At 40.7% G+C, this 17,682-nt stretch carries 17 protein-coding genes and 2 tRNA genes; 11 read left to right on the top strand and 8 right to left on the bottom strand.

The features are described 5' to 3' along the window. Window positions 1-304: 304 nt before the first annotated feature. Window positions 305-378, top strand: a tRNA-Arg gene (locus WBJ10_RS07100). Window positions 379-529: 151 nt separating this feature from the next. On the opposite strand, the gene msrA is transcribed toward WBJ10_RS07100, so the two are convergent. Both msrA and WBJ10_RS07090 read right to left on the bottom strand, forming a co-directional pair. Then, on the bottom strand, window positions 530-1,132 hold the full coding sequence (msrA, locus tag WBJ10_RS07095; protein WP_424288820.1) for a peptide-methionine (S)-S-oxide reductase MsrA: 603 nt from the start codon (window positions 1,130-1,132) through the stop codon (window positions 530-532). 8 nt (window positions 1,133-1,140) lie between these two features. After that, entirely contained in the window at window positions 1,141-1,647 is a 507-nt protein-coding gene (locus WBJ10_RS07090; RefSeq protein ID WP_424288819.1) for a methionine-R-sulfoxide reductase, read from the bottom strand. A gap of 293 nt (window positions 1,648-1,940) precedes the next feature. On the opposite strand from WBJ10_RS07090, the gene WBJ10_RS07085 reads away from it, so the two are divergent. Continuing rightward, a tRNA-Ser gene (locus tag WBJ10_RS07085) sits at window positions 1,941-2,027 on the top strand. A 196-nt stretch (window positions 2,028-2,223) separates the two neighbouring features. Continuing rightward, window positions 2,224-3,636: a S8 family peptidase gene (locus WBJ10_RS07080; RefSeq protein WP_424288818.1), complete on the top strand. Its 1,413-nt coding sequence runs from the start codon at window positions 2,224-2,226 to the stop codon at window positions 3,634-3,636. A gap of 131 nt (window positions 3,637-3,767) precedes the next feature. Here the strand turns inward: WBJ10_RS07080 and WBJ10_RS07075 are convergent, their stop codons facing one another. Genes WBJ10_RS07075 through WBJ10_RS07055 form a run of 5 tightly spaced genes read right to left on the bottom strand, consistent with a single transcriptional unit; the run spans window position 3,768 to window position 7,314 of the window. After that, the gene (locus tag WBJ10_RS07075) at window positions 3,768-4,760 is read right to left on the bottom strand and encodes a YihY/virulence factor BrkB family protein (RefSeq protein WP_424288817.1); all 993 of its coding nucleotides are present in this window, start codon (window positions 4,758-4,760) and stop codon (window positions 3,768-3,770) included. A gap of 3 nt (window positions 4,761-4,763) precedes the next feature. Continuing rightward, window positions 4,764-5,171 carry an acyl-CoA thioesterase gene (locus WBJ10_RS07070; protein WP_424288816.1) on the bottom strand — a complete coding sequence of 136 codons (408 nt, stop codon included), beginning with the start codon at window positions 5,169-5,171 and terminating at the stop codon, window positions 4,764-4,766. Next, window positions 5,171-6,226, bottom strand: coding sequence for an endolytic transglycosylase MltG (gene mltG / locus WBJ10_RS07065; RefSeq protein WP_424288815.1), 1,056 nt, complete (start codon window positions 6,224-6,226; stop codon window positions 5,171-5,173). The genes WBJ10_RS07070 and mltG overlap by 1 nt, the downstream gene beginning before the upstream one ends. 1 nt (window position 6,227) lies before the next feature. Further along, window positions 6,228-6,542 carry a rhodanese-like domain-containing protein gene (locus tag WBJ10_RS07060; protein WP_424288814.1) on the bottom strand — a complete coding sequence of 105 codons (315 nt, stop codon included), beginning with the start codon at window positions 6,540-6,542 and terminating at the stop codon, window positions 6,228-6,230. A 10-nt stretch (window positions 6,543-6,552) separates the two neighbouring features. After that, on the bottom strand, window positions 6,553-7,314 hold the full coding sequence (locus tag WBJ10_RS07055; RefSeq protein ID WP_424288813.1) for a PASTA domain-containing protein: 762 nt from the start codon (window positions 7,312-7,314) through the stop codon (window positions 6,553-6,555). A 161-nt stretch (window positions 7,315-7,475) separates the two neighbouring features. Here WBJ10_RS07055 and WBJ10_RS07050 point away from each other — a divergent pair, with 161 nt between their 5' ends. Continuing rightward, entirely contained in the window at window positions 7,476-8,486 is a 1,011-nt protein-coding gene (locus WBJ10_RS07050; RefSeq protein ID WP_424288812.1) for a D-alanine--D-alanine ligase, read from the top strand. 100 nt (window positions 8,487-8,586) lie between these two features. Here WBJ10_RS07050 and WBJ10_RS07045 read toward each other — a convergent pair whose 3' ends face one another. Next, window positions 8,587-9,009 (bottom strand): acyl-CoA thioesterase, encoded by a 423-nt coding sequence (locus WBJ10_RS07045; RefSeq protein WP_424288811.1) that lies wholly within the window; start codon window positions 9,007-9,009, stop codon window positions 8,587-8,589. 107 nt (window positions 9,010-9,116) lie between these two features. Here WBJ10_RS07045 and rpsO point away from each other — a divergent pair, with 107 nt between their 5' ends. From rpsO to WBJ10_RS07010, 7 genes are all read left to right on the top strand, one after another. Beyond that, window positions 9,117-9,395: a 30S ribosomal protein S15 gene (gene rpsO, locus WBJ10_RS07040; RefSeq protein ID WP_079702292.1), complete on the top strand. Its 279-nt coding sequence runs from the start codon at window positions 9,117-9,119 to the stop codon at window positions 9,393-9,395. Window positions 9,396-9,513: 118 nt separating this feature from the next. Next, window positions 9,514-11,661 (top strand): polyribonucleotide nucleotidyltransferase, encoded by a 2,148-nt coding sequence (gene pnp, locus WBJ10_RS07035; protein ID WP_424288810.1) that lies wholly within the window; start codon window positions 9,514-9,516, stop codon window positions 11,659-11,661. Window positions 11,662-11,940: 279 nt separating this feature from the next. Further along, window positions 11,941-12,612, top strand: coding sequence for a ribulose-phosphate 3-epimerase (gene rpe / locus WBJ10_RS07030; protein WP_424288809.1), 672 nt, complete (start codon window positions 11,941-11,943; stop codon window positions 12,610-12,612). 7 nt (window positions 12,613-12,619) lie between these two features. Then, entirely contained in the window at window positions 12,620-15,094 is a 2,475-nt protein-coding gene (locus WBJ10_RS07025) for a TonB-dependent receptor (protein WP_424288808.1), read from the top strand. Window positions 15,095-15,181: 87 nt separating this feature from the next. Next, window positions 15,182-16,252 carry a 3-phosphoserine/phosphohydroxythreonine transaminase gene (serC, locus tag WBJ10_RS07020; RefSeq protein ID WP_424288807.1) on the top strand — a complete coding sequence of 357 codons (1,071 nt, stop codon included), beginning with the start codon at window positions 15,182-15,184 and terminating at the stop codon, window positions 16,250-16,252. Window positions 16,253-16,346: 94 nt separating this feature from the next. Further along, on the top strand, window positions 16,347-17,306 hold the full coding sequence (locus tag WBJ10_RS07015; protein ID WP_424288806.1) for a D-2-hydroxyacid dehydrogenase: 960 nt from the start codon (window positions 16,347-16,349) through the stop codon (window positions 17,304-17,306). 35 nt (window positions 17,307-17,341) lie between these two features. Further along, on the top strand, window positions 17,342-17,682 hold a 341-nt coding region (locus tag WBJ10_RS07010; RefSeq protein ID WP_424288805.1), incomplete at its 3' end, for a DUF1015 family protein.

Here is a 17,682-nt window from a genome sequence, read left to right as displayed (position 1 = left end):
CGCCACACATAAGGCCATCATCACAAACTTGATGTTAGAGCTATATTTCCTGTATAAAAGAAGATGTAATTGCTTTTTGAATCGGGCCAAGTGATTTTGCGTTTGATCAAAAGTAGGAAAAAAATGGTATCAAGTAACAAGTATCAAGAATCAAGAATCAAGTAGCAAGTACCAATCCAGCCTGACGGTAGACAGGTACAACGGCTTTGAAATCAGGGGTGAGGCCACTGATCCTAACAATCAAACCTTAAACTTGAGAATAAATTTGACTTTATAGGATGTTTTCATACTTTTGTCGAAATAAGCGCCCATAGCTCAGCTGGATAGAGCAACGGTTTTCTAAACCGTAGGTCTTAGGTTCGAATCCTAATGGGCGTACAAGGCCGGACTTCGTAATAAGTCCGGCCTTTTTTCTTTTAAATTCTGGTTTATAGGAATGCTATATTAGGTCCTCGCGCTGTGCATCTCCATCCAGCATCCTATGAATCCTATCATCCTATAAATCTTATTCAAATCCTATTCCTATTCCCTATTTAATCTTATCCTTAAACACCTTCTCTAACTTATCAATCTTCGGCTGTATAACCGCCCGGCAATAGGGCTGACGACCATTGAGATTGAAATAGTTCTGATGGTAGTTCTCAGCTTTGTAGAATGGCTGTGCAGCGGTAATCTGAGTTACAATAGGCTTAGGATAAGCTTTTGCTTTGTTTAACTCAGCTTTGTATTTTTCCGCCTCAGCTTTTTGCTGCGCATCAGAATAGAAAATAGCTGAACGGTAGTGAGTACCTACATCAGCGCCCTGACGGTTTAAAGTTGTTGGATCATGCATTTTCCAGAATATTTCCAGAAGCTCGGCATAACTTATTTTCGAGGGATCATACGTGATCTGGGAAACTTCCGCGTGTCCGGTTTTACCGGTTGACACCTGCTCATAAGTTGGATTCTTAATCTTGCCACCAGTATAGCCCGACTCGACTTTGGTAACGCCTTTAATTCTTTGGAATACTGCTTCTGTGCACCAAAAACAACCCATTCCAAATGTAGCCTTCTTTAATACCGGCTTCTTTTGGGAATATCCAGTAGAGCCTGCTAAAATGATGCAAAGTGTTATTAATAAGATCTTTTTCATAATGATAATTAGATTTGACGTTTAACTTCAGCCGCTGGAACGAATTTCAGGGAAACAGAATTTACACAATGCCGCGTATTTTTTGCAGTAAACCCTTCTCCTAAAAACACGTGCCCGAGATGTGCATTACACTTCACACAGACAATCTCTGTCCGCATTCCATCAGGGTCAGGAATCCTTTTAACCTTACCTTCGATTTCTTCGTCAAAGCTGGGCCAGCCGCATTCGCTGTCAAATTTGGTTTTGGACGTGTATAAAGGTTCGTTACATCGCGCGCAGGTATATAGACCTTCACCCATGTCTTTCACATATTCGCCGCTGTAGGGCCTTTCCGTACCCTTATTAACGATAATCGCTTCCTGTTCGGCCGTAAGCTTATTGTATCCATTTTTGTCTTGACCAGTAACTGTTTCGGTTTGTATTTCTGCCACGTTCTTTTCCGCTTTGGGCTGACAAGAAACTGCAAGTGTGGCAACTATGCAGATTGTTGAAAATATACCTTTTATCTTATCCATTTCAGTTTTTTGAGATACCTACGTAGAAAACGTTAACAAGGTATTTAAAAATATTTTAACATTTTATTTATGACTAGTTGATGACGGGAAAAGGATCCATATCCTGATCAACGGCCATCCCAGTCGGTGGGATTGCGTATTATTTCTGGAATCAGCGTCAATGTGATAGTTTAATCGAAAGTAAAAGTCTTTCAAAAATTCCTTTCTTGTTCACTATCTGAGAGTTACACCTATTATTCCAAAAACTGCGTTTTTTGTTTGCAGATTAAGCCGGAGTTTGTACTTTTGCCCTCGGAGAGCTGGCAGAGTGGTCGATTGCGGCAGTCTTGAAAACTGTTGAACTGTTACAGGTTCCTGGGGTTCGAATCCCTAGCTCTCCGCAAAGAAATGCTATCCGCCTAAAGCGGATGGCATTTTTTGTTTAGCTCCCTATGGTTGGTAGATATATTTGAACCAGCCCCCTTCATTCGCTGACTGCAAATAATTTATATTCTTAAAAAAAAATAATTTGAGACTATTATTTTTGGTATCTTGAATACAGATTCTTTATATATTTGATTAACTAACCCAATAGCTATGAATAAGAAATTTTCAAAGGCAATCTTCAAAGGCACGGCTTTCGGTATTGCTTTGTCTGTATTCCTGGTCGCTTGTTCTAAAGAACCGGCCGACGACCTGAATATCAAAGAGAATCTGATGCAGTCCGTAGATGCTTCGGCTAATCAAGACGGCGCTGGACTAAAGTTCGTCCCAAATGAATTGCTCGTTAAATTCAAATCGGGCCTATCCGCCACAGGACGGGAAAATGCTTTATCCCGCATTAGCGGTAAAGTAAAGGAAAAGGTCCTGACTAAGACCATGCAGCGAAATGGTGACAAGGAAGGATTTTTAATTGTTAGTACACCTTTGGCAGCTCTTGAAGCACGATTGAAATTCACTGATTCTGAAGTCGTTTTCGCCGAACCAAACTACATCTATGAACACGACGTGGTGTCTAACGATACCTATTACCCAAATAATTCTTTATGGGGAATGTATGGCGATGCTACCAGCCCGGCTAATCAATATGGCAGTCAGGCAGGTGAAGCATGGGCCTTGAACCATACTGGATCATCATCAATACATATAGGTGTTATTGATGAAGGAGCAATGTTTAATCATGAAGATCTTGTTGACAACTTTTGGACGAATCCATTTGATCCTTTAGATGGAATTGACAATGACGGCAATGGATATATTGACGATATCCATGGCTGGGATTTCGATGGAAACAACAACTCTGTATTTGATGGCTCAACCGATGACCATGGAACACATGTTGCCGGGACAATTGGTGCGAAAGGTGGTAATGGTAAGGGTGTTGCAGGCGTGGTTTGGAACGTTAAACTGATTTCTACCAAATTTTTAGGTCGGAGGGGCGGCACTACTGCAAATGCAGTTAAAGCGGTGGATTATTTAACAGACTTAAAAGTAAGACACGGTCTTAATCTTCCTGCTACTAATAATTCATGGGGTGGAGGCGGTTACTCGCAGGCATTGAAGGATGCTATTGACAGAGCGGGAGCCCAAAATATCTTGTTCGTAGCTGCCGCAGGAAATGATGGAGCGAATAACGACGTAACTATTAGTTACCCTTCGGCCTACAATAGTGCTAACGTCATCGCCGTTGCCTCCATAGTAAAAGACGGCACTATTTCGAGCTTTTCGAATTATGGTGCTCAAAACGTGGATCTGGGAGCTCCAGGTTCCGCTATCACATCTACCTTACCCGCTTCTTCTAAAGGAAGTATTGTTTCCTCCTATGGAAGTTATAGTGGTACGTCTATGGCAACTCCGCATGTGACTGGTGCAGTAGCATTATATGCATCTTCTAATCCCTCAGCATCAGCTGCACAAATTAAAAATGCTATTTTATCCACTACTGTTCCGACAGCCTCATTGAATGGCAAGTGTGTAACTGGGGGCAGATTAAATGTTGAAAGCTTTTAACCTGCTGAGATGGCTTCAACTATCACCACCAGAGATTGAGAGTTTAACGAATTAAATTGTTTGTAATATAAAAAGCCTGATAGTTTGCTATCAGGCTTTTTATGTTTCTGCTTATTGAGAGCGGTCATAAACTATGTTTTACTTTCGAGTTTCTCCTCTATAGGTGGAGCTGGTTTGAAGGTATTGAATTTCGGTTTGACAATGCGGATACTGCGTTTAGACAGGTCGATGCTTGCATTTAATTCAAATCCGACAAGGATAATAAGAGAATTAAGATACAGCCAAATCATCAGCACGATAAGGGTACCTATCGATCCGTAAAGTTTATTATAGTTACCAAAATTGTTTATGTAGTAGGAGAATCCCCAAAAAGTTAATATAGCCAGCAATGTTGCCATCCAGGAACCTGCACTAAAAAAACGCCACTTTTTGGGATGAGCAGGTCCGTACCGGTATAACAGGGAAATGGTGACAAAATAAATGACAATCAATATAAACCAGCGCCCCGCGTTAACGAGATACAACCAAAAAGAATCTTTAAAACTCAGTTCAGTTTGAAGCACTCCGAAAATGTACTCTCCGATAGTCATTATAATTAAGCCGAATATCAATGCGAACGATATGAGTACAGTAAGATAAACTGCCACAAGGCGCTGCTTTAGCCATGGCCGCGTTTCCATTAAGAGGGAAGACTTATTAAAGGCCTGCATGAGCGTATGAACCCCATTGGTTGCAAAGATCAGGGCAAGAATAAAACCGAAGGAGAGTAATTTTGAATTTTGGTTACTTACGATATCCATCATAGTCGTTTTAACCGCTTCATAAGCTTCCAGGGGCAGAACGAGTGCGATTAGCTGCATCAACTGGTCCTGAAAACCAGCTATAGGAATGTAGGGAATCAACGTAAATATGAAGATGATTGCTGGAAAAATAGCCAGCATAAAGTTATAAGCTAGAGAGGAAGCTTTGTTTATAAGCTCATCTTTGCCAATTTCCATGAAAAAGAAGCTTGCAACAGTATATACTGGCAATGGGCTAAACCCGGGCAATATCATCACCTTAGTCCACTCGATAAGCAGATAATAAGGTTTCAGTTTTAAGAGCATTTTATGCAGCCAGAGCATATATTAATTGAAATGTACTTTTAATTTATATAAAAAATCTGTCGGGGCTTGGCATGGACGGTTAGTTTTCTGGTTTATAAACACGAGAGTAGTTTCACCCAGATTGATTAATTCATCCTTCTCATTTGACAATTCATATTTAAAATGAATTCTAACTGAAGGTATACTCTCCATAATCACTTTAACAGTGATCTCTTCATCATAAAATGCCGGTTTAATGTATTTGCATTTTAGTTCTGTAACCGGCATAATTATCCCTGAATCCTCCATCGATTTGTAAGTCAATCCCAGGCTCCTGAGCATTTCTACACGTCCGACCTCATAGAATTCCGCGTAATTACCATAATACATATAGCCCATTTGATCTGTATCGGCATACCGAACCCGAATCCTGGTTGAGTGTACAATCATTATTTCTTAATATTTCGGGCATTCAATGCCTGCTGAAACTTTCTTGCATTAACTGAATGTTCAGCCAGGGTAACCGCAAAATTATGATACCCTGAGAAATCCTCCTTAGCACACATATAAATATAATTATGACTATCGTAATTTAGTACAGCGTCAATTGCATTAATGCTTGGCATCCCAATAGGACCAGGAGGGAGGCCGGTGTTGCGATAAGTATTATAAGGAGACTCAATCCTGAGATGTTTATTCAGTACACGTCTGATTGTAAAGTCGTTTGCCGCAAATATAACAGTTGGGTCCGCTTCCAGTTTCATGCCTTTTTTCAAGCGGTTCATGTACAGGCCAGCGATAACTGGCATCTCTTTATCCATTAAAGCTTCACCATCTACAATCGAAGCTAAAACACTTACTTCAATAGGGGTGAGGTCTATCTTTTCGGCCTTTGCTTTTCTTTCTGCAGTCCAGAATTTCTTATACTCATCGTGCATCCTGGTAAAAAACTTCTCTGCTGGTGTATTCCAATATATTTCGTACGAATTGGGAATAAACATCGTATGTACATTGTCAGTAGTAAAGCCATATTTTTGAACAAAGGCAGTAGAATCAAGAAGTCTACCTATGGATGCAGAATCAGTTTCGAGCTTTCTGGCCACCATGCCAGCGAGCGTTTGTTTCAGTCTCACATTCTGAAATGCAATTTTGACAGGTTCCTGATTTCCAGCTTTTAGCATGTTAATGAAGGACCGGTTGCTCATTCCTTTTGTCAGTCGATATCTCCCGGGCTTGACACTTCCAGGATACTCCATATTATTTGCAGCGTTCAGGAACGAAACACTGTCTTTTACAATGCCGTCTTTTTTGATAGTATTGTAAACATCGTCGAAACCGGAACCTGTCTTTATATAAAGATATTCCGTGTTATCCGTTACATTAGGTCCAAAATACTTTAAATAATAATTGAATGCGGTTCCTCCCAGCATAACGATAAAAAGGATACCCAAAGCAATAAGCACTTTGGTTTTAAAGCTGGTTTTATTTGTTTTTACCTCAGTCATTCTATTTTGTTGATGTTTGTATTTTTTGTTTTTGGTAGGCAATCAATCCCCCTGCCAAATTACGAACGTTGTTATATCCGTTCTGTTTCATAACACGTCGGGCTGTTTCACTTCTTAAGCCATGCTGACAAATCATAACGATTTCATCATCATTTTGATAGTCGAGTTCTTCGATATCTCTTATAAGAATGCCCAGCGGGATATTAACGCCGCCTATATTAAATGTACTAAACTCCAAAGGTTCGCGTACATCTATGATTATCAAAGAGTTGTTTGTTTTTTGAAGTATATAAAAATCAGCTGCTGAAATATTCACATTCTCTTATTTAGTTACTTAAGACCACATCAATCTGCGTACCGATACTTACTTTATTCAAGGTATCACTTATTGCAGGAAGCTGGCGTATAACTTTAGCACCTACAGTGTCTACAACCGTTCCCTCGTATGTTACCTCGCCAAGCACCAGCGAAGAGCCTATAAGAGACAACCTCGCTTCATTAAGTAAAAGGCCCAGCAAGTTTGGAATATCCACTTCACTTGCTCCCAGGCCATCACCTAAAATTAGATCGACCTTAGAACCTTTCGGTATTTGCTGTCCTTTTGCTATTGAGCTTCCACCAAACGAAGTACTGATTACCACATCACGGGCTACGTCGGATACATAGGATGTGTCGCCTACTTTCAGCTGATAATTATTAAGGATGGAGCGTACTTCTAAAAATGTTTTACCAGCAATGTCCGGGAATTTGATGTTTGGGGCATCCCTGGTGATAATTAAATAGATTGTCCTGTTAGCTTTTACATTCGTGTTCGGGTCAGGATCCTGCTCGACAATTATTCCTGGTTCTTTATCTATAAGATACACTGAATCGTTGATCTGATACCTGAGACCCTGAGCCTCCAAAAGCTCTACTGCCCGACCAATGCTTAAACCTTTTAATTTAGGGACCGGCATGCCTTCACCGTGATGGGTGTAATATCCCAAACTGTAAAAAATGACCAGCAGGAAAGCTATAATAGAAACTGTAGCTATGAGGAGATTCTTCCGAAATGTTTTTGTTTTTAAGTAATCAAAAAATTTACCCATTAATAGCGTGTTAAGTAGTATCTAGAAATTCCCTGTATTGTTAACGTGCTATTTATCGAAACAGCATTGAGATTGCAAAAATAATTCAAAAATAAGCAATACCGAAGATAAAAATTAAACCCCCTTATAGTCCGATAGTTTTTTCCAATATATTTGCGGAAATGAATAAGATTATAGCTTTAGTAACAGGCGGATTTACAGGTGAATCGGTCGTTTCCATGAAAAGCTCTGCATTTGTGGAGTCACAATTAGACCGTACAAAATATGATGTATACAAAATAGTAATACTCAAAAACGAGTGGTACTATGAAGATGCGAATTCAGTTAAACACCAGGTAGATCGTAACGATTTCAGCATCATGCCAGGAGATAAGAAAATTACCTTTGATGCTGTTTTTATCATGCTGCACGGTTCACCAGGTGAAGATGGGAAACTTCAGGGTTACTTTGATTTGCTTGATATACCATACACTAGTTGTGATGCGCTCACATCGGCCTTAACTATGAATAAGGGTTATTCTAAGGCGATCGTGGACGGTATACCAGGTCTTCATGTTGCTAAATCGGTGCAGCTATTTCAACAGTCAGATGAAAACGCAGGCTTATTGCTTTCTTCGCTTCAGCTACCCTTGTTCATAAAACCGAATAATGGGGGCAGTAGTATTGGAATGAGTAAAGTTAAGTCCGCTGAAGAACTTCCTTCAGCACTTGATAAAGCTTTTCATGAGGATACACAGGTGCTAGTAGAAGAATTTATACAGGGCAGAGAGTTCTCAATTGGTGTTTACTCCGGGAAGAATGGAATTACTGTCTTACCGACTACGGAAGTTATCCCATCAAACGACTTCTTTGACTTTGAAGCTAAATATACTCCGGGAGCTACGGAGGAGATTACGCCCGGAAGAATGAGTCCGGAAGAAAAGGCAAACGTTGAGCGAATCGTAAAAGACATTTATATCAAACTTAATTGCCGTGGGATGGTAAGGATTGATTACTTCCTGCAGGATAAAACCAGCAACTTTTACTTTGTAGAAATAAATACTATTCCGGGACAAACCGCACAAAGTTTCATCCCACAGCAGGTAAGAGCGGCGGGGATGGATATTGGGGAGTTTTATGGGGAGTTAATTGAGAAAGCGTTGGAGAGTGGAGAGGTGAATGGTGGAAGGTGAGAAGGTAAAATCGGCAAACGAAACGCGCCGGTCGACACTTGCGGCTTGGGCCGCGTGCCGTTGACGAGATCCCCGAGCCAGTCGGGGAACAGTCGACCCGCTAAATAGAGTACCTAAGTATCATATCCTCAGAAACTTTCACACCCTTGCCGGTATTAGTATCAATCATTACGTAATCAAACCATCCATCGCAGGAGGTTTTCCCGGTTTTTAGGTTGATGATTTCAAATGTGACACGGCATCCTTTGGGGTTAATTGTTTCAATCCCGGTTTCAACTGTAAATGTGTCCCCTAATCCCAGAGGGCGTTTGTAATCGACATGCGCAGTCCGGACAACCCAGCCGTAACCCTGCTCGAGGAAGGTTTCCATCGGCATTTTATAAAACACCTCCATTTGTTCATACCTGGCAGCCAGTACGTAATCAAAATACGTACTGTTGTGGACATGGTTGAACATATCGATATCATCTGGACGAACTTTAAACTCGGTTTTAAAGCGGCTATAGGTTTTGGGGATTTCCATTTGAGACGAAATTCGGGGTAATTATTGGGATTTGCAATTAACCCGTACTTATCCTATCTTTGCACTCAATTAATTAAATCAATTCACGCTTTAATATTATTCAGGTAATGTATTTAAGTACAGAGTACAAGGCAGAAATTTTTGCCAAGCACGGAAAAGGTGCTACAGACACAGGTTCTGCAGAAGGACAGGTAGCATTATTTACCTCCCGTATTGCTCATTTAACCGGGCATTTGAAAAAAAACAAGAAGGATTTTTCTACACAATTATCTCTTCAGAAACTTGTAGGTAAACGCCGCGCCCTGCTTGCTTATCTTTACAAAAAAGATATCAACAGGTATCGTGCAATTATCAAAGCATTAGAGTTAAGAGATATTATTAAATAATCTTAGCAACACATTACGAAGCCATCCTTCTGGGATGGCTTTTTTAGTTCAAAAAAACCAATTATATATAAAAGATGGTGTATTCAAAAGAGGAAAAATACATCGCAACGAAAAACAAATGAGTCAAAACGCAATTAAAAAAGTATTCGATCTGGGCGATGGCCGAATGATCGAGATTGAAACTGGAAAGCTTGCAAAACAAGCGGATGGTTCAGTAGTCGTAAAGATGGGAGATACGATGCTCCTGGCAACTGTTGTTTCATCAATAGGTGCTAAAGCTGGGACAGATTTTTTACCATTATCTGTTGATTACCAGGAAAAATATGCGTCTACAGGACGTATACCAGGCGGGTTCTTACGTCGTGAAGCGAGACTTTCAGATCATGAAGTTCTTATTTCACGTTTAGTAGACCGTGCCCTTCGTCCGATGTTCCCGGATGATTATCATTCTGATACTCAGGTGATGATCTCTTTGATCTCGGCCGATAAAAACATCATGCCGGATTGCCTTGCAGGATTAGCAGCATCTGCAGCTATTGCAGTGTCTGATATCCCGTTTAACGGGCCTATTTCTGAAGTGCGCGTTGCTCGTATCGATGGAAACTTTGTTATCAATCCTTACCTGAGCGATCTGGAAAGGGCGACAATCGATTTCCTTGTTGCTGGAACTGAGCATGATATCGTAATGGTTGAAGGTGAAGCTGACGAAATCTCTGAAGAGGATATGGTTGCTGCAATTGAATTTGCACACAAAGCAATCGTAATCCAGGTACAGGCACAGAAAGAACTTGCTGAAATGGTTGGTAAAACCATCAAACGTGTGTACAGCCATGAGACACATGATGAGGATTTGAAAGCGAAAATATATGCAGCTACGTACGATAAAGTATACGCAATTGCAAAATCAAATTCAGCGAAACAGGAGAGAGGTGATGCATTTGGTGCAATCCTTATGGACTTCATCGCATCATTAGGTGAAGATCTGGATGATACAACAGGCTTCCTTGCTAAAAAATATTTCCACGACGTACAATATGATGCGATCCGTAATCTGGTTCTTGACGAAGGAATTCGTTTGGATGGAAGGGATTCACGTACAGTTCGTCCAATCTGGAGTGAAATTGGATATCTGCCTTCGGCACACGGTTCTGCTGTGTTCACCAGAGGAGAAACACAATCATTGACAACTGTTACATTAGGTGCTAAATCTGATGAGCAAATGATTGATGGTGCATTCTTTAACGGATACCAGAAATTCCTTCTTCATTATAACTTCCCTGGTTTCTCAACTGGTGAGGTTCGTCCAAACCGTGGTGCTGGCCGTCGCGAAATTGGTCATGGTAACCTGGCAATGCGTTCTTTGAAGAAGGTTATCCCTATGGATGATAACCCTTATACTATCCGTATCGTTTCTGATATTTTGGAATCTAATGGTTCTTCATCTATGGCAACTGTTTGTGCAGGTACGCTTGCGCTGATGGATGCTGGTATTAAGATCAAAGCTCCGGTTTCCGGAATTGCGATGGGATTGATCACTGATGAGAAAACTGGTAAGTATGCGATTTTAACTGATATCCTTGGTGATGAAGATCATTTAGGAGATATGGATTTTAAAGTTACTGGTACAGAAGCAGGAATTGTTGCTTGTCAGATGGACTTAAAAATCAACGGTTTGAAATGGGAAGTGTTAACTGCTGCTTTAAAGCAGGCTGGTGAAGCACGTCTTCATATCTTAAATGAGATGAAGAAAACTATTTCTGCACCGCGTGAGGATTACAAACCACATGCACCGCGTATTGTAACCCTGAAAATTGATAAAGAATTTATTGGCGCTGTTATAGGCCCCGGTGGTAAAATCATTCAGGAAATGCAACGTGAAACTGGCGCAACCATCGCTATCGAAGAAAAAGATAACCTGGGTATCGTACAGATTTTTGCAGATAATAAAGAGGCGATTGACAAGGCTGTTAGCCGAATCAGAGCTATCGCTGCAAGGCCGGAAGTTGGCGAAATCTACGAAGGTAAAGTTAAAACGATCATGCCATTTGGTGCTTTCGTTGAGATCATGCCAGGCAAAGATGGACTTCTTCATATCTCTGAGATCGACTGGACCCGCCATGAAACAATGGAAGGTGTTCTCAATGTTGGTGATATCGTTCAGGTTAAACTTTTGGATGTAGATAAGCAAGGAAAATTGAAGCTTTCACGTAAAGCATTGCTTCCTCGTCCTCCAAGACCTGAAGAAAATAAGCCTGCTGAAGCTTAGTTTTAATTGGCAAAATTATATCGAACCTGACTGGAGTAATCTGGTCAGGTTTTTTTTGTTATAAGAGTGGAATAATGGACTTCTGTTCATTTTTGCCGCAAAGGTCGCAAAGTTTTGCGCAAAGCACGCAAAGTGTTGTTTCATTTCACCTTAGGACTTCTATCATTTTCTTTAAATCTTTGCGCCCTTTGCGAGCTCTTTGAGCCCTTTGTGTTTAACATTGTTGGCTATATGGGAAGACTCCGAACTGTAAATGATTTCTTTTTGTAAATTTACCCAATGAATCATATTATAGCCCCTTCAGTTCTTTCTGCCGATTTCGCCAACCTCGAAAGAGATATCACCATGATCAATCAGAGTGAGGCCGACTGGTTTCATATTGATATAATGGATGGGGTTTTTGTTCCAAATATATCTTTCGGCTTTCCAGTTTTACATGCAATTAATAAGCATGCTTCGAAACCACTAGATGTACACCTGATGATCGTTGATCCCGACAGGTACCTTGAGGAATTTAAAAACGCTGGCGCTGCAAACATAACGGTGCATTATGAGGCATGTACACATCTTCACCGTACGCTATCCGCAATTAAAGATTTGGGATGCCGGGCAGGCGTGGCCATTAATCCGCACACCCTGGTCAATGTTCTAGAAGATATTATTACCGAGGTGGATCTCGTTTGCCTCATGTCTGTCAACCCTGGTTTCGGGGGGCAGAAGTTTATTGAGAATACCTACAGCAAGATTCGGGCTTTAAAAGCTCTCGCTGCAGGAAGAAATGATAATCTTCTGATCGAGATTGATGGCGGAGTGGGTTCCCAAAATGCATTAACACTTTTAAAAGCTGGCGCAAACGTACTTGTAGCAGGAAATGCGGTGTTTGCTGCTGCAAATCCTTTGTTAGCTATATCTGAATTAAAACAATTAAATTCGGATATATTAACTGCATGACCTGAATGTGAAGCCCGAAGTCAGAATCTTTAATCGCCTGAAATTTCATTCGTTATCGGTTTTCCGGTTTGTGATTTTAATCACGGCTTTACTGTATAATTCCACTGCATACAGTCAGACGGTTGCTACTGTCAAGGGTACTGTGCGTTCTTCCAAAGGTGAACTGCTGAGCGGTGTTACGGTTCAGGTTAAAGGTTCTAAATCAATCACCCAGACTGATCGCGAGGGTTTTTATATTATCAATTCCGTCCCTTTAAATATTAGCCTGAGCTTTAGTCGGCTAGGGTATAAAACTCTAACTCTTGAACTCGGACTGCTTGCCACCAGGGAGAACACACAGGATGTAGAACTATCTTTTGAAGTACAGTCACTGGATGAAATAAACATCCGTGAAAAATTCAACGGTAGTAACTTCAAAATAATTGAACCAAAGGAATTTGCAGCATACCCAAGTTCCTCCGGCAGCTTTGAGAGCCTGATTAAAAATATGCCGGGCGTATCTGCAAATAATGAGCTGAGTTCACAATATTCTGTCCGAGGAGGCAATTTCGATGAAAATCTCCTCTATTTGAACGACGTAGAAATTTTTCGCCCCCTGACGATTACAAAAGGCCAGCAGGAAAATCTAGGTTTCGTTAATCCGGATATGGCGAGTAATGTAAAATTCTCAGCAGGCGGGTTCGAAGCCAGGTATGGCGATAAATTATCTTCAGTTTTAGACGTCAGGTATTCCCGACCGGATACTTTTTCACTGGAGGCATCTGCTAGCTTCCTTGGAAGTTCAGCTACGGTGAAAGTCCCGTTTCCTAACAGTTATATTATGGCTGGTTTTAGAATTAAGGAAAATCAGGATCTGCTGGAAAGGCAAAATTTAACTGGTAATTACACTTCCAAATTTTCAGATTATCAGATACTTTATAATCAGGACATCACACCTAAGCTTAATTTTTCTCTGTTCGCAAATTATAATATAGGGAAGCTGGATGTGGTTCCAGGGCAAAGGGATACTGATTTTGGGACATCAGATGAGGTGTTAAAGTTGTTTGTCAATTACGATGGGAGGGAGTCAACCCAGTTGGAGTCGGCAATGGGGGCGCTGACTTTAGCCTATAACTTTTCAAATATTTCAAGTGTCAAATTGATCAGTTCATTTACAGGTATCAGCGAAGCGGAGGATACCGATTTTTTAGGCCTTTATACTTTTGACGAAAGGGATGGGCTGGGGGCAACTAATGGGGGAAGTCTTTTGGGAAGAGGATCGCAATACGATTACAGCCGCAACCGACTGGAATCGCTCATCTATAACTCCGAATTAAGATTCTATCAACAGTACAGGAAGTCATTCCTTGAAATGGGGTTTAAGATCCAAAATGATCAAATAAAAGATAACATCAACGAATATATAGGCTTAGATACTACGGGTTTTTCAAGACCCGGATCGGCAAACTGGGCCTATACTGAGGTCATAAAAGAACAGAATGATGTAAATGTGAGACGAATCAACGCGTTTTTTCAAAATACCTTCAGTATAAATTCATATTTAACTTTCGTTGCAGGAATACGGGCTAATTATAATTCGTTTACAAAGGAAATTTTAGTGAGCCCGAGATTTTCATTTATGTACTATCCCGACAATTCTGACGACCTTTTGTTAAGGTTCTCAGCAGGAGCGTATTCCCAGGCACCTTACTATCGCGAATTACGCAACTATAACGGTACGATAAACCCAGATTCCCGGGCGCAGCATTCATATCAATTTCTAGGAGCGATGGACAGAAAGTTTGATGGTCTCGGCACCCGTTTGACACTTACATCAGAACTATACTATAAACTACTCAGTCGCTTAACCCCTTATAAAACAGAAGATCTGAAGGTCAGATATTTTTCAGACCAGCAGTCTAAGGGGTATGCGACTGGCCTTGATCTAAGCCTCAGTGGTACTTTTGCAAAAGAACTGGAGTCTACCTTCAGACTTTCTTTTATGAAAACCGAAGAGGATATTCTGAATGACCAGTATACTGTTAGTGTGGGTCCGGGCTTGCCAAACAAGGTGATAAAGCCAGGATATTTAAAACGCCCCTCCGATCAAAGAGTAAATTTTGGGATTCTTTTTCAGGACAGGCTGCTGCAAAATCCTACCTATAAGGTTCACTTAAACCTGCTTTTTGCATCCTCTTTGCCAACTGGCCCGCCAGGGTCCCAAAGGTATGAGGATGTATTTAAAATTCCAGCGTACAAACGGGTGGATATTGGCTTTTCTAAAGATTTCGCAGACCCGGATAGCAGGGTAATAAGCCCTTTTATAAAAAAATACTTTCAGTCGCTTAGTGCTCACGTCGAAATATTTAATCTTCTGAATAATAAAAATACGGCATCTTATCTCTGGCTGACTGACGTTAAGGCGGTTCAATATGCCGTGCCCAATTATCTCACTTTCCGGAAATTTAATTTTCGGGTTATCGCCCAGCTAAAAAGCCGTTAGATTAATGTCACGATTTAGGAATATGGCTTCGAAAAGCTCGAATGTCTCGAAATATTCTGCTATTTTTGAGCAATCAATTCTTATATCATGACACATAATTTTGGTGCAGGTCCCTGCATTTTACCTCAGGAAGTTTTTAAACAGGCATCACAAGCTGTACTGGAATTTAATGGCACAGGCTTATCCATTTTAGAAATATCTCATCGTACACCTGAGTTTGAGCAAGTAGTTGACGAGACTATTCGTTTGGTAAAAGAACTTCTAAATGTTCCGGAAGGGTATTCAGTAGTTTTATTGCAGGGAGGGGCATCGATGCAGTTTTCCATGGTTCCATTGAATTTGTTAGGGGATGGGCAAACAGCCTCTTATCTCGATACTGGAGTATGGGCAAGCAAAGCTATCAAAGAAGCCAAAATAGTTGGTAATGTAAATGTTGTTGCAAGTTCTAAAGATGCAAATTACACTTACATTCCAAAGGATTACGAAATTCCTGCGGATTCGGCATATTTCCACTATACATCAAACAATACCATTTTCGGTACAGAACTTTTTGAAACGCCTAAAACATCTGTCCCGGTAGTTTGTGACATGTCTTCCGACATTATGAGCCGTGTGATTAATGTTTCTGATTTCTCACTGATTTATGCGGGAGCGCAGAAGAATATTGGCCCGGCAGGTCTGACAATTGTTATTGTTAAAGATAGTATACTTGGTCAAATCGACAGAAAGCTGGGCTCAATGCTGGATTACAAGGTTCAGATAGAGGGAGGTTCTATGTATAATACCCCTCCGGTTTTTGCGATATATGTTGCCATGCTCAACTTGAGATGGTTGAAGTCAAAGGGTGGAATTGCTGACATCGAAAAAGAGAACATATCGAAATCAGAAGCGCTGTATAAAGAAATAGACCGCAATCCATTATTCAAAGGTACTTGTAAGGTTGAGGATAGATCGAGAATGAATGTTTGCTTTGTCATGGAAAATCCGGAACTGGAAAAGCCATTTCTTAAGTTTACTGAAGACAGAGATATTATCGGTATCAAAGGACATCGGAGTGTAGGGGGATTCCGTGCATCAATGTATAATGCGTTACCGATAACAAGTGTCCACGCTTTGATCGATGCGATGCAGGAATTTGAGGAAAAACAACGTAATTAATTGCAATATTCTGAACTGATGGGCAGTGTCAATATGTATATTATTTGTTAATATAAATTAATACAAATATCTTAAAATCAAATATTTAAATTATATGTTTCGTATACTCGCCAACGATGGCATTGATCCTATAGGTAAAGAATTGTTAGAAAAAGCTGGTTTTCAGGTTGATACTGAACATATCCCGCAGGCAGAATTAGCCGAAGGATTGAAGCAATATGACGGTATTACTGTCAGAAGTGCAACTAAACTCAGGAAGGATCTTATTGATGCTTGTCCCAATATAAAACTGATTGGCAGGGGCGGGGTTGGTATGGACAATATCGACGTTGATTATGCAAGGGAAAAAGGAATTGCGGTAGTGAATACCCCAGCAGCTTCTTCGCTTTCAGTGGCCGAATTGGTATTTGCCCATCTGTTTACGGGGATTCGTTTTCTGCAGGATGCAAACCGTAGAATGCCATCAGAAGGTGATACTAAATTCAACGACTTGAAAAAAGCTTACGCAAAGGGTGTTGAGCTACGTGGTAAGAAAATTGGTATTATCGGTTTTGGGCGGATTGGTCGGGAAACCGCTAAAGTGGCTTTGGGCCTGGGCATGGAAGTTTTGGCCTATGATTTATTTGAAATACCTGCAGAGCTTGAGATTCAGTTGGCCGGGAACATACGTGTGTCCTGCCCTATAAAAGCCCTTAGTGTCGACCAGCTAATTAAAGAAGCAGATTTCATTAGTTTACATGTTCCTTTTTCGGAAAAACCCATTTTAGGTAAGGAAGAATTTGAGAAGATGAAAGCCGGAGTGGGAATTGTAAATTGTTCTCGTGGCGGTACTATAGATGAAGATGCCTTGCTTGAAGCATTAAACTCTGGAAAAGTCGCTTTTGCAGGATTAGATGTATTTGATAATGAGCCTACTCCGCGTCAGGCGATATTGGTTCATCCTAAGGTGTCTCTAACTCCACATATCGGTGCATCAACTAATGAGGCACAGGAACGGATTGGTACAGAACTTGCAAATCTGATTATCGATTTTTTTAAGACCGATAAGGTTTAAATTTCTTAACAGGTTTGTATCCGCCATATTATTAAATGCCTACGATCAAACCTTTTTACGGAATCCGTCCCAATCCAGCATATGCCGGTGAGGTTGTTCTGGATATGGAAAACTTAAGCCTGCAGGAGGCAAAGATTATCCGGCAGGAAAACCCATATTCATATGTGAATATGCTTGTTCCCAAGCTGGATAATCTTTTTTTAAGGGGTTCTAAAAATGAGCTCGCATTCAAAAAGATCAACGAAAATTTTGAAGAGTTTCTGGATAAAGGCGTGCTGATCCGCGATGCAATGCCATCGCTTTATATTTATCGTGTTTCTAAAGAAGGAACGTCTCAAACAGGAGTCTGGACAGTGACATCTGTTGATGATTATCT

The organism is Daejeonella sp., from assembly GCF_049655485.1.
Classification (GTDB): Bacteria; Bacteroidota; Bacteroidia; order Sphingobacteriales; family Sphingobacteriaceae; genus Daejeonella.
The sequence above is the reverse complement of the archived record's forward strand: the minus strand, read 5'-3'. Positions and strand labels throughout refer to the sequence as shown.